The sequence below is a fragment of the Saccharophagus degradans 2-40 genome (assembly GCF_000013665.1).
Taxonomy (GTDB): domain Bacteria; phylum Pseudomonadota; class Gammaproteobacteria; order Pseudomonadales; family Cellvibrionaceae; genus Saccharophagus; species Saccharophagus degradans.
Map to the genome: position 1 here is coordinate 305,748 of NC_007912.1, position 17,948 is coordinate 323,695.

At 43.5% G+C, this 17,948-nt stretch carries 14 protein-coding genes; 8 read left to right on the forward strand and 6 right to left on the reverse strand.

Annotated elements, in window-relative coordinates; all coding sequences use genetic code 11:
- Positions 1 to 141 precede the first annotated feature (141 nt).
- Positions 142 to 1,170: a hypothetical protein gene (locus tag SDE_RS01290; RefSeq protein ID WP_011466731.1), complete on the forward strand. Its 1,029-nt coding sequence runs from the start codon at positions 142 to 144 to the stop codon at positions 1,168 to 1,170.
- A gap of 647 nt (positions 1,171 to 1,817) precedes the next feature.
- On the opposite strand, the gene SDE_RS01300 is transcribed toward SDE_RS01290, so the two are convergent.
- Positions 1,818 to 4,406 carry a glycoside hydrolase family 3 protein gene (locus SDE_RS01300; protein ID WP_011466733.1) on the reverse strand — a complete coding sequence of 863 codons (2,589 nt, stop codon included), beginning with the start codon at positions 4,404 to 4,406 and terminating at the stop codon, positions 1,818 to 1,820.
- Between the two features lie 435 nt (positions 4,407 to 4,841).
- Here SDE_RS01300 and SDE_RS01305 point away from each other — a divergent pair, with 435 nt between their 5' ends.
- A complete protein-coding gene (locus SDE_RS01305; RefSeq protein ID WP_011466734.1) occupies positions 4,842 to 5,699 on the forward strand; it encodes a mechanosensitive ion channel family protein in 858 nt (285 codons plus the stop codon).
- Between the two features lie 28 nt (positions 5,700 to 5,727).
- Here SDE_RS01305 and SDE_RS01310 read toward each other — a convergent pair whose 3' ends face one another.
- Positions 5,728 to 6,165 (reverse strand): hypothetical protein, encoded by a 438-nt coding sequence (locus tag SDE_RS01310; RefSeq protein WP_011466735.1) that lies wholly within the window; start codon positions 6,163 to 6,165, stop codon positions 5,728 to 5,730.
- 99 nt (positions 6,166 to 6,264) lie between these two features.
- Entirely contained in the window at positions 6,265 to 7,011 is a 747-nt protein-coding gene (locus SDE_RS01315; protein WP_011466736.1) for a class I SAM-dependent DNA methyltransferase, read from the reverse strand.
- A 357-nt stretch (positions 7,012 to 7,368) separates the two neighbouring features.
- On the opposite strand from SDE_RS01315, the gene SDE_RS01320 reads away from it, so the two are divergent.
- The 4 genes from SDE_RS01320 to SDE_RS01335 all read left to right on the forward strand — a co-directional run bounded on the left by SDE_RS01320 (position 7,369) and on the right by SDE_RS01335 (position 10,627).
- Positions 7,369 to 7,926: an RNA polymerase sigma factor gene (locus SDE_RS01320; RefSeq protein ID WP_011466737.1), complete on the forward strand. Its 558-nt coding sequence runs from the start codon at positions 7,369 to 7,371 to the stop codon at positions 7,924 to 7,926.
- Between the two features lie 68 nt (positions 7,927 to 7,994).
- Positions 7,995 to 8,708 (forward strand): anti-sigma factor family protein, encoded by a 714-nt coding sequence (locus SDE_RS01325; RefSeq protein ID WP_041324000.1) that lies wholly within the window; start codon positions 7,995 to 7,997, stop codon positions 8,706 to 8,708.
- Between the two features lie 42 nt (positions 8,709 to 8,750).
- The gene (locus SDE_RS01330; RefSeq protein ID WP_041324002.1) at positions 8,751 to 9,209 is read left to right on the forward strand and encodes a hypothetical protein; all 459 of its coding nucleotides are present in this window, start codon (positions 8,751 to 8,753) and stop codon (positions 9,207 to 9,209) included.
- A gap of 86 nt (positions 9,210 to 9,295) precedes the next feature.
- Positions 9,296 to 10,627, forward strand: a complete 1,332-nt coding sequence (locus SDE_RS01335) for a tetratricopeptide repeat protein (RefSeq protein ID WP_011466740.1) — start codon at positions 9,296 to 9,298, stop codon at positions 10,625 to 10,627.
- An 89-nt stretch (positions 10,628 to 10,716) separates the two neighbouring features.
- Here SDE_RS01335 and SDE_RS01340 read toward each other — a convergent pair whose 3' ends face one another.
- Both SDE_RS01340 and SDE_RS01345 read right to left on the reverse strand, forming a co-directional pair.
- On the reverse strand, positions 10,717 to 11,556 hold the full coding sequence (locus SDE_RS01340) for a peptidylprolyl isomerase (protein ID WP_011466741.1): 840 nt from the start codon (positions 11,554 to 11,556) through the stop codon (positions 10,717 to 10,719).
- Between the two features lie 241 nt (positions 11,557 to 11,797).
- Entirely contained in the window at positions 11,798 to 12,373 is a 576-nt protein-coding gene (locus SDE_RS01345; RefSeq protein WP_011466742.1) for an outer membrane beta-barrel protein, read from the reverse strand.
- A gap of 623 nt (positions 12,374 to 12,996) precedes the next feature.
- On the opposite strand from SDE_RS01345, the gene SDE_RS01350 reads away from it, so the two are divergent.
- Together SDE_RS01350 and SDE_RS01355 are read left to right on the forward strand one after the other, a co-directional pair.
- On the forward strand, positions 12,997 to 14,742 hold the full coding sequence (locus SDE_RS01350; protein ID WP_011466743.1) for a diacylglycerol kinase family protein: 1,746 nt from the start codon (positions 12,997 to 12,999) through the stop codon (positions 14,740 to 14,742).
- Between the two features lie 66 nt (positions 14,743 to 14,808).
- Positions 14,809 to 16,491, forward strand: a complete 1,683-nt coding sequence (locus tag SDE_RS01355; protein WP_011466744.1) for a hypothetical protein — start codon at positions 14,809 to 14,811, stop codon at positions 16,489 to 16,491.
- A 233-nt stretch (positions 16,492 to 16,724) separates the two neighbouring features.
- On the opposite strand, the gene SDE_RS01360 is transcribed toward SDE_RS01355, so the two are convergent.
- A complete protein-coding gene (locus tag SDE_RS01360; protein WP_011466745.1) occupies positions 16,725 to 17,798 on the reverse strand; it encodes an AI-2E family transporter in 1,074 nt (357 codons plus the stop codon).
- Positions 17,799 to 17,948 lie beyond the last annotated feature (150 nt).

Sequence of the window (17,948 nt, forward strand, 5' to 3'; positions counted from 1 at the left end):
TTTGGATTGCTGTGGCGTGTTTAATTCAACACACGCCTAGATTATTTTATTTGTATTGATCACAATTCTCACCGCGCTTATTCGAAGCGAGATACGTGATCAGTGCGTATAGAGTAAACAGCTACAGGACGTAACTATTATATGGAAAGAATAGATAGAACTACCCCAGATGACATTCTGTTTTATATCGCTGAGCGCGATATGTCGGTAAATGAAGTTGTTCGTACGTTGTACAACTCTCCATCCCAAGTCACGATAGATCATTTTAATCGCGTAAACGCACATTTGATTAATAATCTTGTATCTATTGGTCAAATGGTTATTATTACGCCAGAAAATCCGCAGCAGTGTACGCTTTGGGAAGACCTGCTTCAAAAGGCTGCGCGTCATATCGATGGCGAACTCAGTCGCCAAACTGCGCAAGAAAAAGCAGCTTTAGCTAGAAATTATGCGTTATTTAACAATGCAACATCTTATACTGGGGCTGGTATAGGCTGGGTTTCTGGATATTTTGACCAGAAGAAGAATCATGTAGTAAAAGCTCTGGATAAAATTGAAAAGCTATATGTCGCTGAATACAGTAAAACTGGCGCATTAAAAAGTAGTGATTTCTTTACTAAGCGTCGCGCTCTTTTTCAGCAAATTGATCGAGCGGTTAATGGCATGTTAGAGCGCAGGATGTGGGGCCAAAATGTAGATGCTAATAGGATTAAATCTAGGCTTGGCTTAAGTAGTAAATCCATTGTTCATCAATGGAAGGCGCAAGGCTACGCGACAGATATTGATGGATTTAAATCTAACTATACTCGATTAACAAATGCATCAAAGATATTTACGAGATTAGGCTATGTTTCTATAGGCTTAGAAGTTGCTGGTGGTGTTTCGAAAATAGCCGAGGCGTGTACGCTAGAGCCGGATAGTGCTTACTGCACGAAAACTAAATTTACCGAGACGGGTCGTGTGGCGGGTAGTATTACCGGTGGTATTGGCGGCGGAGCTGCAGCGACTTATCTCACGTGTAATCTATTATTCGGTATCGAAACTGCTGGTACTAGCTTGCTTTGGTGCGGCATTGTAGCGGGTGCTATGGGGGCATACGGAGGTTCTAAATTAGGTGGTAATTATAGCGCTTCAGGTGGTGAAATTATTTATAACTATAGTTATAAATAATTTTTCAATTTTTGCTATTAAAAATAAATGGAAATGAGCAGTGATAAACGCACTAATAGATGGACTAGGTTGGCCACAATTTGTTTCATTAGTTGGCCTAATAGGTGTGTTCTTTGTGATTTTGCATGCGCTATATATTCGCGTTAGGTATCAGCAGGCAATCGATAGGGCGGTAATGGGGAATCAATACTTTGATATGGGGGTGTTTTTCGCATTTAATAAATTATTGATGTATGGCCACTATTGTCTATTTCCTAAACGCGCAAGGCGTGCTGGCGTGCATGAAATATTTGAAAACCTTCCTCGGGTACAGCGACTTAATTTAATTGTGTTCTGGGGATTTTTTATTGTTTGTTGCTTTTTGTTTTTTGGTGGTGCATTACTTGATTACTGTCTTAAATAGCTTCTGTTTTAATTTGATTCTGTGATTTGTTGTAATCTAGTTCAGGCTGTAATTTGGGTTAACTGCTAGTAGTTCTGTTTTTGGTAATGCCTTAAGGCGCAGCTCTAATAATCACCGAGCTGATCTGTCAAAACTAAAACCACAACAAAAACTTAAGCCAAAACCAATAAAATAAAAAGCAAAATACAAAAAAGGCCCAACAGTTTCCTGCCGGGCCTTTATCAAAACGCTTTAATCTTAACTATTAGTCACACTTAATAGCTGCGCTATCTGCACCGCCAGGTACTAACTTCACATCGCCAAACACGATAGATGCGGGTGCATCGGTGCTTAGCATGAAGGGTGAGCGAACTTCGGCCAAGGCTTCGGCATCTGCTATGCAAGCTAGATCTATTGTTAGCTCTCCCCACTCACCAGCAGGAATTTTGCTAAGCGCTTCGTTAAGCACAAGTTTTTTACCGCATTCTTCCATGCAGTGTATGCCTAGTGTTAGGTCGCCAGCGGGTGCTTTATCTACTTTAATGCTAAAGCTGTAAGCCGCTTTGTGTTCTAACATGCCTTGCATATTGTGTGGGTCTGGCCATGCAAAGAAGGCATTGGCTTTGCTGTCGCCTTTCCAAATTAACTGGCGAGCATCTTCTTGTACTTTCCAGTTGTAGGTGCGCATGGTTAGGTTATCGCTGTTGTGCGTTGTAACTACACTTGTTGCAATAGGTACTACCCAGTTGGCTTTGTCGCCAAGGAAGAAGCCGAGGTCGCTTTGGGGTAGGCTGTCGAAGATGGCCATTGGCTCGTCGTCAGCGCGGCCAATTTTAACTTTGGTTTCTTCAGGTAAGTCGTCACCTTGGGTGTCAACATCGCTGTAGGTTAAGCCGTAACCATAAGGGTAAAGCGGGGCGTAATCTTTGTCGCCTTTGTTTATTACTACTTGGTCATCATACTTTGGCCAAGAGTAAGTTAGCTTGCCTTTAAAGTCGTAGTTAATACTACCGTCGGCTTTTTTGAATAGCACATCAGAAACGCCTACACCTTCAGAGCCTGGCAGCCAAGCTGCAACAAAAGCATCGGAGGCATTAAGCTCTTTGTTTACCCAAAGTGGACGACCGGTTAAGAATACCGATACAACAGGAATGCCATCGGCTTTGAGTTTTTGTAACAAATTGATATCGCGCTTATTGTTTAGTTGGTATTCAATACCTTCAATATCGCCTACGCCTTCTGCGTAAGGGTTTTCACCAAATACTACAATCGCTACATCTGGTTTGGCTTGGTAGTTGCCGTTTTCGCTTAGCTCTACTTTACCGCCAGCGCTGCTCACTACTTGGTTAACGCCGTCGTAAATAGATGTTGCGCCAGGGAAGTCGCTGTTCACGTTGCCAGTACCCTGCCAGCTTAATGTCCAACCACCACTTTGCTTGCCGATGTTGTCTGCGCCAGAACCCGCCATTAAAACGTTCATTTTGCGGTCTAATGGCAGCAGTTTGTTTTGGTTTTTAAGCAACACTAACGATTCGCGTACAGCTTGACGAGCGATAGCGCGGTTTTCGGCAGAGCCTAGGTATTTTTCTTCTGCTGCGAAGGCGCGATCCGATGGTTTAACACCGTCGAAAATACCAGCGCGCATTTTTACACGTAAAATACGGGTAACTGCATCGTTAATTCGCGCTTCAGAGATTTCGCCGCTTTTAACTTGTGCAACGGTGTTTTCGAACATGGGTTTCCACTCATTGGGTACCATGATGATATCGACACCGGCGTTGATGGCTTGGGCACAGCTTGCATTAGAGCAACCTTTTACTTGGCCGTGGCCATCCCAATCGCCAACCACCAAACCGTCAAAGCCCATTTGCTTTTTAAGGACATCGGTAAGCAGAGATTTATTGCCGTGCATCTTTTCGCCATTCCAGCTATTGAAAGATGCCATGATAGTTTGCACACCTTCTTCAATGGCGCTTATATAGCCTTGGGCGTGAATATCAATTAATTCTTGTTCGGTGGATAAGTTGTTGCCTTGGTCGTCGCCTTTGTCGGTGCCGCCATCGCCCAAAAAGTGTTTGGCGGTGGCTATAACAGTGCCGTCACCCATAAACGCTTCGCTATTGGCTTCGCCCTGCATGCCAATAACCATGGCGCGAGCGTATTCTTTTACTATGGCGGGGTCTTCAGAGTAGCCCTCGTAAGTACGGCCCCAGCGGTCGTCGCGCACTACCGCAACAGTGGGCGCAAATACCCAGTCGATACCAGTAACTTGTACCACTTTAGCCGTGGCAGCGCCTATTTGCTGCATGAGCTTGGGGTTATGCATGGCGCCAAGGCCAATGTTGTGTGGGAAAATAGTCGCTTTAACCACGTTGTTGTGGCCGTGTACTGCATCGGTACCCCACATGGTTGGAATAGTGCTGCCGTCTATGCTGTCGTCTATAGAGGCTTCATACATGTCGTCGGCTAGGGCAACCCAGTCGGCCATGGTGGAATGTTTGTTGTCGTTAGGGAATGCGCCGCCACCGTTAAGGTAGGAGCCAAAACCATACTTTTTCATGTCTTCTTTGCTGAAGGCACGAATTTCGGGTTGGATCATTTGGGCTACTTTTTGCTCAAGGGTCATACCGCTGAGTATTGCGCTTATATCTGCTTCCATTTTGGCGTCTTTGGCAACCTTGCTAGTTACCTTGGGCCAAATGCTGGGGTTGGCTACAGTGTTACTGGCTTGAGTAGCGGAGAGGGTTTCCGCACTTGGTTTGGTTTTGTTGCTGTCGCCTTCGTTGCAGCCGCTTAGCATTGCTGCAATTGCTAAGCTTAAAGCAAGACCTTTCTTGTTTATCTTTTTGAGCATAATTGCTACCTATTCTCCAACTATAGAGTCAATCTATGGTTCATCTGAATGGCTGGGGCCATGTGCTTCGGGGTATAAATTGTTAGCTGTTATTCCAGTTACGGCTTAGTTGCGTGTAACCCCCCAGTTTGGCCTGTGAATATAGGGTACGCCTGTGTGTTCCGTCGTTCTGTTAAAGGTACTAGAACGTCCTAACGTAAAAAAGAACGCCGTATGAGATAAGTGAACCCAACAAAACAGAAGTTCACACCAAATAAAAGTGGCACTGCTGTCAATAAAGTGGCCAATAGTTAAGCGGGAAACCAATTTAAACAAAAAACGTGGTTTTAGTGACAGGTTAAAAGTGGTTCAATTTACCTTCACTTTAGTGCCATAGCGTTACGCAGTAGTTGCGTACCCTATTGGTAATTACAACTATAGCTAAAAGGTTAACAAATGAAGGAAGAATTAGAGACGGTTACCGGCCTATATCAAATGGCAATTGAATACCTTGTAACCTATAGTTTTCAGCTATTAGCTGCACTTATTATTCTGCTGGTGGGTTGGTTTATTGCTGCCAAGGTTGCCAATGCCGTACAGGCACTGTGCGAGAAGCGCAATATAGATGTAACCCTAAGCCGCTTTATTGCCAGTACGGTTAAAACCATTTTAATTGTAATGGTGGGTATTGTTGCCTTGGGTAAGCTAGGCATAAGTGTTACCCCCTTTGTTGCGGCAATTGGTGCTTTAACGTTCGGTTTATCTTTAGCTGCGCAGGGGTTGGTTGCTAACTACGGCGCGGGTATCAATATTATTATTGGTCGACCATTTGTGGTTGGCGACACCATTAGTGTGTGTGGTGTAACAGGGCAGGTCACAGAGGTGCGCTTGGGGTTAACGCGTTTGGTGAACGAAGACCGCGTTACTATTACTATCCCCAATAAGCACATAATTGGCGAAATATTGCATAACTCTAACGAAGCCACTTTGGTAGAGGCGAGTGTGGGGGTAGCTTACGATGCGGATATTGATAAGGCCATTGAAGCAATTAAAGAGGCTATTGTAAGTACCGAGGGCGTGCCAGAGGATGCGACACCAATAATAGGTATTGAAGCCTTTGCCGATAGCAGTATCAATATTGGCTACCGCTATAAAGTAGAAACCAACCGCTTTTATCAAACCACTTACGCCGTTAATTTGGCTATTTTACGAGCGTTAAACAACGTTGGTGTAGCAATACCGTTTCCGCAGCGTGAAATTAAAATCTTAAATGGCTCTGTGTTGAATAACTCAGCACCCAATAATCCTGTTTAGCTCAGCCTGACATATATGCGCGTAAAAATTAATCGCTTTGCATTAAGGTGGTTAATTTTTGCTTGGCTAACAAGTACTCATCGGGGTGGGAGCGTTTAATTTTGTTTAGTTTACGAATAACGCTGTCCACCTCATCGAGCAAATCTTCTTTGTTTGCTTTGCCAAGTTTGGCCTTTTCTATGCGTTGCTGCATTGCGGTGTAGTTTGCCACAGCTTGCTTATCTTCGTGATTTAACTCGCTTGGCAAGTTTTTAATTAGAACTAACATCGCCTGATGAACAAGATTTAACTGTTGGCCGTAGCTGGCAACATTTTCGATTATGTTTTGTTCCAATTCTGGGTTGCTGGAGTGTACGTTTTTAATGTTAATAAAACCGGTTTGTACGCTGAGTGTTTTTATCCACAATTCCCAGGGGTTTATAGATTGGTGAATGTCACCGGAGAGGGGGAGTTCGAAGTTAGACATAGCGCAAATTCCTTCTGGCTGTAATCACAATTGTCAGAAATTAATGGTGCGCCTGTTAATAAAAGATAGCTAGCGTTTTAAGCGCCAAAATGTGTGACATTATTTTTTTACACAGCAAAAAAGCACATTTCCTTGAACTTGGTCCCACGCTTGAAGTGTAGCAAAGTCGCGCTCTAGTACCGTTACTTCAAATCCTTCTTGTTGGGCTAAAGAAATTAGCTCTTGAATTGTTATTGCACTCATGGAATGAGTTTCATCGTAGTGCTTAATATTGTTTGCAGTGGTTTCTGTTATTGCAATATGCAGGTCTAGCTTGTCGCCAGTGCCACTGTAATGCCAGCGGCTTTGAAAACGCAGTTCACTTGTATTGTGATTAACGTGATGGGTGTGGCCAGCATCATTAGCAATGGTATTTTTATCTACCGCGTCAAAACAAAATAACCCACCAGCATTTAGCGCACCGTAGGCTTTGCGCAATGTTTGCTGCAACTGCACATGCGGGTAGCAGTAGTGAATGGAGTACAAAAAGCAGGTAATTAAATCAAATTGTTTGGGCAGCGCCATCTCACTCATATTTTGGCAATAGAACTCTGCCTGTGGAATACGCAGTGCGGCTAGGTTGAGCATGTCTTGGCTTAAATCTAAGCCGCTACACACATAACCCGCTACAGCCAATTGGGCTAAGTGTGGCCCCGAACCACAGCCTAAATCTAAGTAGGCATTACCACCACTACCAAACAATCGATGCGCGCGTACGGCGAAGTCGCTTTGTTCGTGATAATCAATACTTGAGCACAGTAGGTCGTAGTAGCAGGACAAGTCTGCATAGAGTGAAGGCGCGGGCATTGAGGCTCCAATAGTGGTGGGCTGGGCTTAGGGAGCGTCTACCCGTAAAAAGGCGCGCAGTATACCCATAAGGTAGGGGTTAGGCAGTAATTAATATCTTTTATTAACCCCTGTTTTTATTACCCATTTGTAGCTAGCCATATAGATGTGAGGTACTAGGTGGCAGGTACTAGGTGGCAGAGAGGTAAGCGTGAAGGGTCTAGTGCTTAACTGGGGCATGGGTTGGCTTTGTAGAATTAAATATAAAAATAGTTAAATCTGTTGCAACCTTTTTATCTCTATCTACGTTATATAGGTTAACGTCCAAATTTACGCCGCTAAGGTGTGGGTTAATCATAATTTATAAGCCGGTGGTGTGTGAGCAAGATTCTTTCGTTTTTTAAGCGCCCAAGCCGCAATAATAGCGACTTCGAAGCGTTAGTGGCCCCCTATATGGCGGCGCTGCATCGCCAGGCGTTTAAATATGCCGGTAACGAAAGTGAAGCCGAGGACTTATTGCAGGAAGTGCTAATAGAGGCCTACCAGCGAATAGATGCGTTGCAGGCTGCGCCTATGCCATTGGCTTGGTTAACGCGCTGCTTGTATCACCGTTTTGTGGATGCTTATCGCAAACAAAAAGCTCGCCCCGCGCTAGAAGACATAGACGCATTACATCTACGCGATGAGCCTCAGGCAGCTGGCACACCGGAAGCGCACTACTGGCACAGTCAGGTTTTAAAAAGTTTGACACTGCTAAGCCCAGAGCAGCGCATGGTTGTTAGCCTGCACGATATGGAAGGCTATACGCTAGTCGAGTTGGCTAATATTGTAGAAATGCCCTTGGGTACGCTTAAATCCCATTTGCACCGCGCGCGAAAAATTCTACAACAGGAATTTAAACTGCAACCTTTTCAGCCTGCAACACGTTATAAGTAATAACAAAGAGTAAAACTCACGTTGTGTGAGAGCCAATTAAAAATTGCAAAATAGAGATGAAACACACCATGATAAATTGTGATGATTTTGACAACCAGCTTAACGCGTTTATTCGCGATGGGTTGGGTGTAGATGCGCACATTGCTATGCGCGATCACGTGGTGGGTTGCAGCGCGTGTGCGCAATTATTGCAAGAGCGCAAAGCGTATCTCAACGCTGTGTGCGCTGTTAAAGCGCCAGCTTTGTCGCCAAATAAAAGTGCACAATTATTGGCAAACGCGGTTGAGCAAGGCAAAAAGCGTTCGCCTGCTGCCGCTAACGACTACGGCTTTATTAAAGGGTTTATTGCAGCCTCGGTATTAGCGGTGGCAGTTTTTATTGGCTTTAATCAATACCAAACCTTAGTACTTAATAATAAGCCGCAATTGGTTGAGAATTCTATTCCAATCATGCCGAGTGTTAGCGACAGCCGAGAAATTACTTTAATTATTCACTCGCCACAAAAAATGGAAGCCGCGCAGCTCGTTATTCAGCTGCCTGTAGAGCTATCCATAGCAGGTGAAGAGCACTTATCTGAAGTGGAATATATTGTAGATTTACAAGCCGGCGAAAACCGCTTCGTGCTGCCCATAGTACCCGAGCCATATGCAATGTACGTAGAAGATTTAAAGCTTAGTGCTTCGCTTTTGTATAAAAATAGCAAAAAGGACTTTGAGTTAGACATAGATCTAACAACACCTCAAAAAAGTGCTGAAGAGCCAAGTGGTACCCCAGTTGGTTAAGCAGCGAAAAATAATAGTTTAACGACTACAGAGAGAGTAAAGATGAAGAAGTTATTAATAGGTTTACCCCTTTTTATGGTGTTGAGTGTACCCGCTTTTGCACAAACAGACGTAGATGTGGAAGTTGATGACGTAACAATGGATGTAGCCAAGCATGCGCGCGAGCACCGCAATAACGGTATAAAAAATATTGTTGCGGAATACATGCTAGAGCAAGGCGATATTACTCAAGAAGAGCTAGATGCCCTAAAAGCTCGGCGCGCAGCAGTACGTGAAGAGTTAAAAGCGCTAAAAGAAAGCGGTGATGAAGAAGCGCTGGCTGCGCGTATTGCTGAACTGCGTGAAGAGCGCGCCGCAACGCGCGAAGAGATTAAAGCTTATATAGACAGCCACGAAGACCTTGCCGCCATTATTCAAGAGCGCAGAGAAGAAGTTCGCGACCGTCGCGATCAGCGCCGCGAAGAAAGAAGGGCGCGCCGAGGCGAAAGGGGTGAGAAATAATCGCCCCAAACAATAAGTTTTGAGGTTGTGCGCAGGCTTGGTTAACGAGCCTGCGCTTTTTTTCGTTATAGCTAGAAAACAATAAAATGATGAAAATAATAAAGCAGAGCATTTTAGCTATTGCTGTATGCTGCGCCGCCAACAGCTATGGGGCAGATACCAATCAGCAATTAACGTTAAGCGCACAAGCGGCATTTGCTAAACAAAACTATGCCAAAGCGCTGGAGCACTACCAAACAATACATAAACAAGCTGCAAGCTACGAAAACAGTTACGCCATGGCGGTGTGCTATTTCAAATTAAAGCAGTGGAGCAAGGCTCACGCTATATTCGTCAATCTTGCCGCTACCAACCCAGAAGACGAGTGGGTTGAAATAAATTTGGCGCTTACTTTAGCTAAAATGGGGCGTATAGAGGAATCGCTACAGCGCTTGCTTGCCCTGGCAAGCCTGGCTGATTCCGAATATGTGGCAACGCTTGCGTATTCAAACTATAAAAAAATATCGGCGCAATACCCAGAGGATTCAAGCCAACAGGCCTCGCAGGCAAGTACTATTCTTAGCGCGTCGCTGGGGGTGGGCATAGATAGTAATGTAGTATCATTTGTTGATGAAGTAACTCGCTATGGCAACGATACTTTTATCGAATTATCTGCATCTACCGCTTGGTATAGCTCTGCTGACTTCACCAATAATTTTGTACTAGATGCCAATTTCTACTCCTCTAAATATACAAGCACTGCCGATTACAATGTTGACGTTTTATCTCTCGGTGGTCGAAAAAACTTTGCTATAAATGAAATGAATATGTTCAACGCAGGGCTGAGATTAGATCAGGTGGCCATAGGCGGCGAAGCGTATATGCGCTCTGCAAATTTAGAGTTGGGCGGCAAGTGGAAATTACAGCCCGGTGCGGCGCTGCGTTATGGTTTGCGCTATCAAACGGCAAGCGAGTTAGATGAAATTTACCAACCCTATGCCGGTAACAGCTTAAGGCTGAAGCTAGATTGGGCTAAACGCGATGGGCCGCATAGGTGGCAAATGAAATACCAGTGGGGTAACGAAAATAAAAATGATGGGGGTGGTGCAGAAACCGATGCTGGCTTCACTACTTTTAGCAGCTATTCCGCAACCCGCCATTTATGGGCGGCAAGCTGGGATTACACCCATAAGCAGTGGAATATTAAACCGTTTATAGAACTAAGAAAAAGCCAATACAAAGACCCGCATATTTTTAGCGATGATACTCAAACATTACGCATCGACGACAAAAAAGTTGTAGGCCTTGAGTTGAATAGAACGCTTTCTGAACACTGGGATATAAACGTGGATTTACGCTCTAGTAATAATAACTCTGCAATAGAAAGCTATAGTTACAATCAAAATATAATAACGTTTACCCTCGGTTGGCAAAATTAATAAACCTGCTAGTTAACCATGCGCATTTGCCGAACTATAAAAGCAAAGCGACCACGCCTAAGTATTGGATGGTCGCTGAGTATTCTATGCTAGCGTGGTGTTCTCTTTCTGCGTACCAAACCTAAACAAGTAAGGCCAAGTAAGCCAAGTAAAGTGAGCGAACCACCGCCACTACCACCATTAGAATTGGAAGGTGGCTCATAGCTGTCTATTCGGTCGTTCTCTACGGGTGTTTCATTGCCTAGCGTGTCTACCGTCGCATCCAATATGGTAATGGCGTAAATTTTCACTGCGTGTTCATACTCTACCGGCACCTGATTGTTAGCGTCGTCGGTGGTGTAGTCCATTAGTGGCATGCTTTCGAATGAATTTTGGAAGGAGTACACGGGTAAATCACTGATGCTTTCTAAAATAGCAAGGCCTGCTGCATCGGTGTGGCCAAATACCGTAAAGCCGCCATTCTGAATATCTAAATTTGCGCCATTATCTTTAAGGTTAAAAAACCACTGGCTGGTAGCGCTATTAACATTGTTGCCAGTTTTAGCCATAGCTATAGTGCCTGCTACGTTAGAGTAAACAGGTTCGTTTAATATGGCGGGGTTTGTTTCAATGCGCGCTGGGTTCTCGTCCTGTTCCCAAGTGTAGCCACCACCCTGTACTATAAAGTTATCTACAGAGCGGTGAATAATCGAGTCGGTATAGCTACCGGCGTTAACATAGGCCAAAAAATTCTCTACGGTAATTGGCGTGTGTTCATCGTAGAGGTTTACTTCAAAATCACCCAGTGAAGTTTGAAACTGCACCGTTGTTGCCTGAGCCTGCAGAGCGCATAGGCTAAGTAAAGCAGAGGCGCAAGCGAGTTTGCCGTTGCGGGCGATAGTGGTTTTATATTTGGGGAATAGGCTAATTGAAGCTAAATATTTAATCATAATGCGCAACGCTACTTATATTAGGGTGAATTTTAGATTAAGGCTGAATTATATAGCAGGCGACATACTTTAGCGCTTATGCCTAAGGTAAGTCTGTAAAATTTTGTAACTAATAAACAGTTGTGTTGTAAGCGTTTAAAATATAGCCATTAAAAGGCCTGCCGCACACAAAGTACGGCAGGCTACGGTGTTAACTTAAATGCAAAGGCCTTTTGAGCAATTGCATAAATTACTGAGTAGTTTAGAAGGAGAAATTAATACCGGCATTCAAGTGGTTAAGGTCGTACTCGGTACCGTCTGCCAATGGTCCAAACTCGTCATCTTCGTACTCCACATTATAGCGGGCATACTCTAGGCGCAATGAAAGGTTCTCGGTAAGGTTGATATCCGACCCTACACCCCAGAAGAGCTCGTTGCCGTCGTTATCGGTATTAAACGAATCGCTGTTTAGTTCTGCATCCCAAAACAATAGGCCGCCGCGCAAATATACATCCACCATTTCGGTGTTTAGCACATACGCTAAGCCAGAAAGCTCTATGCCAGTTGTATTGGTCGAGAAAAAGTCGTTGTTAGTTCCACCAAAATCTACATAGCCAAGTTGAGCCGCAAAAATAGGCCCGATCTTTACGCCGCTATAAATTGAGTAAGCAGCATCGTCGTCATCACCAAAGTCATCGTTGTTAACATCTATTCGTCCGTAAGAGCCACCAATATAAGGAGAGATGCCTTCGTTTACGTCGTTAGCATAAGAAGCGCCGGTAAAAACTAAGCCTAGAGAAGTAATGGAAATTGCTAAAGGTTTAATAAAGTTTTTCATGTGTAACTCCTAATTTTTTGATCGTTAAAGTGCGTGTCAAAAATACTCAAATTACGTGTTGTAAATAAAAGCGAGTTTTAAGTTGCTTTTTATCAACACTATCTAATTTAAATGGCCCTATACATAAACCAATTTGAAACGCCTAAAGAATGTATTTCTTCGCGTTTGCATAGGGCATTGCAGGCGTCGTGCCAATACTATGTATTTTCTTTTGAGTTACTGCTTTGTGTGATGTTTATCACTAATTAGAGCGAAGTGGAGTGTTTTTTAATCGATATAAGCGCCAGTTTGAGTGATTAATAAGCTATTGAATTTATTCGAGTAAGCATTCAAAAATCCCATTAAACATAGACCCGCTAGTTGTGCATGATTTTTTGTAAAAAGGAAAAAATAATTGAATAAGTTGCAAGTTAGCAAGGTTGTTTAGCCTCTTGTGGCTTTGCAATGCCTATAAATAGGGGGCAGGGCAAGGTGGATTGATAATTGCAGAATAGCTTGTGCAGAAATAGCTTTTTTGAAAATAGATAGTTAGTAAATAGATGGTTAATAAGTAAATAGTTAATAAGTAGTTATTGCCTGCACTAATACCTGCACTAACACTAAATTGGGTGAATGGAGTAAACATGAAATATAAATACACACATCTTATAAGCGTAATAATACTTACCGCTATTGCATTAAAGAGTGTGCCTTTATTGCTGCTAGTACTAGCAGCTTGGATTGCGCTTGCTCTAGGTGCTGTGGCTCTGGCCTATAAATACAATTGGGCAATGCTATTTCGCAAGAAAAAGAACGGCGTAATACCAGCCTCTGTACGTTGGGTGTTTACCCCCTATTTAGTGGGCGTAACGCTATACAATATTTATATAAAATCGAAAGATAGTGTGCCAGTTATTCAAAAAATAGAACCTAATTTGTATTTAGGGGCAAGAATGCGCGCAGGTGAACTAGAAAACTTGCATTCGGTAAAAATTCAAAGCGTATTAGATTTAACCGCAGAATTTGACGGCCTGGGTGATTACGCGCAGGAGCATGATATAGATTATTTAAATATTCCAGTGCTGGATCACGGCTTGCCCAAACTTCATCAACTTGTTCAAGCATGTCGTTGGATAGATAAAAACGTTAAGCGCAAGCGTTCAGTGTTAGTACATTGTGCTTTAGGCAGAGGTCGTTCGGTACTTGTAGTCGCTGCTTACCTATTAGCGACTAAAAAAGCGGGTGATGTAGAAGAAGCGCTAGATGAAATTCGCACAATACGTGCTACTGCTCGCTTAAACAAAAGGCAGCATAGCGCGCTAAATAAATGGAAAGAAGAATTGCAGCAATCCACTATAAAAAAAGAGCAGGCATGGTTAATAGCCAACCCTGTTTCTGGTACCGAACAGTGGCCGAGATACAAGCAAGATATTATTGCACGCTTAGAAAATCACTTTGATCTACATGTGGTGGAAACAAGTAAGCAGCTAGGCGCCGATTACTGGGCTAAGCAAGCGCTTAAAGCCAAGGTTGGTCTTGTAATAATTAGTGGTGGCGATGGAACTGTTGGCGAAGCAGCAAGTGTGCTAGCGAATACAGACACCGTAATGGGGGTATTACCCTTAGGTACGGCAAATGCCCTTAGCCACGCCATTATAGGCTGGCAAACAAAAATAATACCGGTAGAAAGCGCTTGCGAAACAATTGAATCTGGCGAGCCACGCCGCATTGATACAGCGCTATGTAACAAAAAAAGAATGCTACTGGCTATGGGAATAGGCATAGAAGCAAAAATGATTACTGAGGCTAGCGCAGAGCGAAAGAGCAAGCTCGGACAATTAGCCTACATCGATGGCTTTTTTAGAGCCCTTAAGCATGGCAACGAATATAAATTAGATGTGAAATTTGATGATGAGCCGGTGAAGCGTATTGTTACAAAAAGTTTAGTGGTAGCCAATGCAGCCCCAGTTACAACACTGCTGGCGCAGGGCAACGGTAGCCCAAACTACAGCGATGGCTTTTTAGATGTTACTTGGCTGCCTAAGGGAGGGGAAGTCGCAGATGAGGTGATGTCCCTAGGGGCGCTAGCTTTATCTGGTCTCTACGAACGTCCTTTTAATGGACATGTGTTTCACAAGCGCGCCAAAAAAATATCTATTTCTTCCCCTGGTGCCATTCACTATGTACTTGATGGCGAACCAAAATGTGACCAACAAATAACCCTTGAGCTTGAATCGAAAAGCTTAAGAATATTTGTGCCTGTTACTGAGGGCAATGAAGGCAATGAAGCGAATAGCGAAACAGAATATAGAGACAACAAAGCTCAAGCCATTGAACCCTTAACACCCTTGAATAAACAAGAACAAACCGATTCGGTTCTAGAGCGTTAATACAATGACAGCCATGTTTTGCGCATGTCTCATGGTTTATTTCAATATACTTAAAAGGGCTGGGCTGTGAAAAAACTATTATTCAAACGTAAATTACTTTACGCTAGCCTATTAGCCGCGGCGAGCGTTGCTGCTGCGCCGGTTCAAGCAGAGAAAGCGCAGCCATCTAACTGCCAGCCTATAAAAAATACAGAAGCCATTGCAGAGGGTACCCGTGTTAATAAAAAAGCACTTGGTAAATGGAAGAATAAAAAAATACATAAAATAAACATAACCATTAACAATATTTTTGATGAGAGTGACCCAGCCGAAAACAAATGGATTTACCGTTTGGCCAATAGAATACAGGTGAATACACGTGAAAATACTATTCGCTCGCAATTGCTCTTTAAAGAGGGTGACGAGGTAGATCCAGAAAGAATAGAAGAAAGCTTAAGGCGTTTATACAAAAAAGAATATTTACTGGATGTAAAACTCGAGCTGGCCGAGCAGTGTGGCGACTCGGTAACGCTTGATTTAATTGTACGTGATGCGTGGACAATAGAGCCGAGAATATCAGCTGGGCATGAAGGCGGAGAGAGCAGCAGTGAATTCGGCCTGCGTGATGGAAACTTTCTGGGCAGCGGCGCCGAGCTGGAGCTTATTTATAAAACTGATGCCGAGCGCAGTCAGGTGGATTATAAATATCGCAGTGAGAACTTTCTAAATACGCGTTGGTTAGCAGAGTTCTACCACGCAGACCTATCCGACGGCGAAAATAATCGCGTAATTCTAGAGAAACCCTACTATTCCAATAACACCCGTTGGGCGTATGGGTTTGAAGTAGAAACACTTACGCAAGTAGATAAGATAAGAATGGGGGATTCGCTACTTAACGCATATAGCCATGTAACAGAAAGCCAAAATGCATACCTAGGACGTGCTTTAGCCATAAATTCGAAGCGAACCTATCGCCTAAATGTGGGTGTAACTGCTGTGGACCATGCATTTTCAAATGTAGAGCAAACCCAACAATTACCAGATTCCGAGCAACAATTTTACCACTGGCTTGAAGTGCAGCGTCAGACCAATGAATTTAAAACCTATACTAATTTAAACTATATTAAGCGCGCTGAAGATATTGCCATAGGGCAAGAGTTTTCTGTGCGTGTAGGGCAAGGTGAATGGGCAGAAACCGACTCGATGACGCGCTTAATTGCGCAGTACAGCAATGCGCTAGCCCTGCAGGGGAATCACCTCTTTAAGTTTGATACTTATACCGATTTGGTTTACACCAATGAAGATCAATCCCTTGCAAATTCAATTTGGGGGCTAAGCGGTAAATACCATTATTATGTGGACGGCAAAAACCGTTGGCAAATACGCGCCTCCTGGGACAGAGGTAATAACTTACCCGAATACCGCGAGCTAACATTGGGCGAAGAGGTAGGCATGCGAGGTTATCCACTGTCTTATCAGCGGGGCGATAATCGCTATATTGTAAATATAGAGCGCAGGTTTTATTCAGATATTCACTGGTTTAATTTAATACGTGTAGGGGCAGTGGCATTTGTGGATGCAGGGCGAGCTTGGCAAACAGGCAGTGGCGAGCAAGCCGACCACTTAGCCAGTGCGGGGTTAGGGTTGCGCTTGCATTCCAGTAAATCCGGTAACCCCGCAGTTATACATATAAACTTGAGTGCCCCGCTAGTAAAAGATGAACAACTCGATGACTACTTAGTTTCAGTTGCAGTTGGCACCGAGTTCTAACCTAGATTTAAAATAATTGTCTATCTGTCTATCTGTCTATCTGTCTATCTGTCTATCTGTCTATCTGTCTATCTGTCTATCTGTCTATCTGTCTATCTGTCTATCTGTCTATCTGTCTATCTGTCTATCTGTCTATCTGTCTATCTGTCTATCTGTCTATCTGTCTATCTGTCTATCTGTCTATCTGTCTATCTGTCTATCTGTCTATCTGTGAGCTAGTAATTATTTTAATCCTAACTTTCTTGCTTGATTAGAATATGCCAATCGCCTATTAAACGGGTGTGTTCTAAATAAATGCTTAAACACACTAATAGTGGCACACCCACTAGCATACCAAAACCGCCCCACAGCCAGCCCCATAGCACTAGCCATACAAACACTACTAGCGGATTCAAATTTAGGGTAGAGCCCAACAGCGTAGGTGTTACAAACTGGCTTTCTATTAAATTAATTAATAAATAAACGCCAGGGATAAGCAGGGCCATTTCAATTTGATTAAATTGCAAATAGGCAACCAATGCAAATGCGGTGGCAGACACTAGCGGCCCTAAATATGGCGCAAAATTCAAGGCGCCGGCTAGTGCCCCCCAAAGAAACGGGTCTTCTACTTTCATAATGTAAAATGCACAGCCTACACAAAAGCCCAGTGCAATATTCACACAAGTAATGGTGGTTACGTAGCGGGATAACTGTTGCTGCATTTCAGAGAGTAGCTCGACTGCTTGGCGTTTGTCGCTAAACGAAGAACGAGCCTGCACGAACCTAAGTAGCAGTACTTGGCCGTGTACTAAAAAGAAGTAGATTAAAAATATCGTACCCAGTATTTGAGTAAGCACCAAGGGCGTGGAAGAGGCAAAACTTTTAAACATTGCCAAAAAAGTTGTATTGCGAATATTCTCGCTGGCTTTGGCTATATCGGTATTGCTCGCTGCAGCGCCATTACTTGTGGCTTTATTGAGCGATTGCGTGGCTTCGCCAATAGACGAAGACATACTGTTGGCAACTTCTGGCAGTTTATCCCACCATTGTTGCGCTGGGCTGGTAAATAGCATTGCCACAAAACTCAGTGCGCCTATTACCCCTACAAGCACAATAATGGCAGACAATGCTCGCGGTAGAAAAAGCTTTTCTAAACGCGCAACCAAAGGGCTAGTAAACAGCGCAAAAAAAGCGGCTACTACAATGGGTAATAAAATAAATTTAGCAAAATATATGGTGTATAAAGTGGCAAGTATTGCCAGGTAAGGGAGTAAAATCCTTACTGTTCTATTTTTTTCCCCAATTGTTTGCATAGTATTGTCTAGCATAATATGTACTTCCGTTTAGTGCTTTTTTAATTAAATGGCACATGCGCCAATTTTTTCGTTACAGCAATAATAAAGTTATTTATAAGCTGTTATTCGGTTGCAGGAAGTGGGCCAGTCTCTAAACACGCGTTTACTACGCATATTTACCGC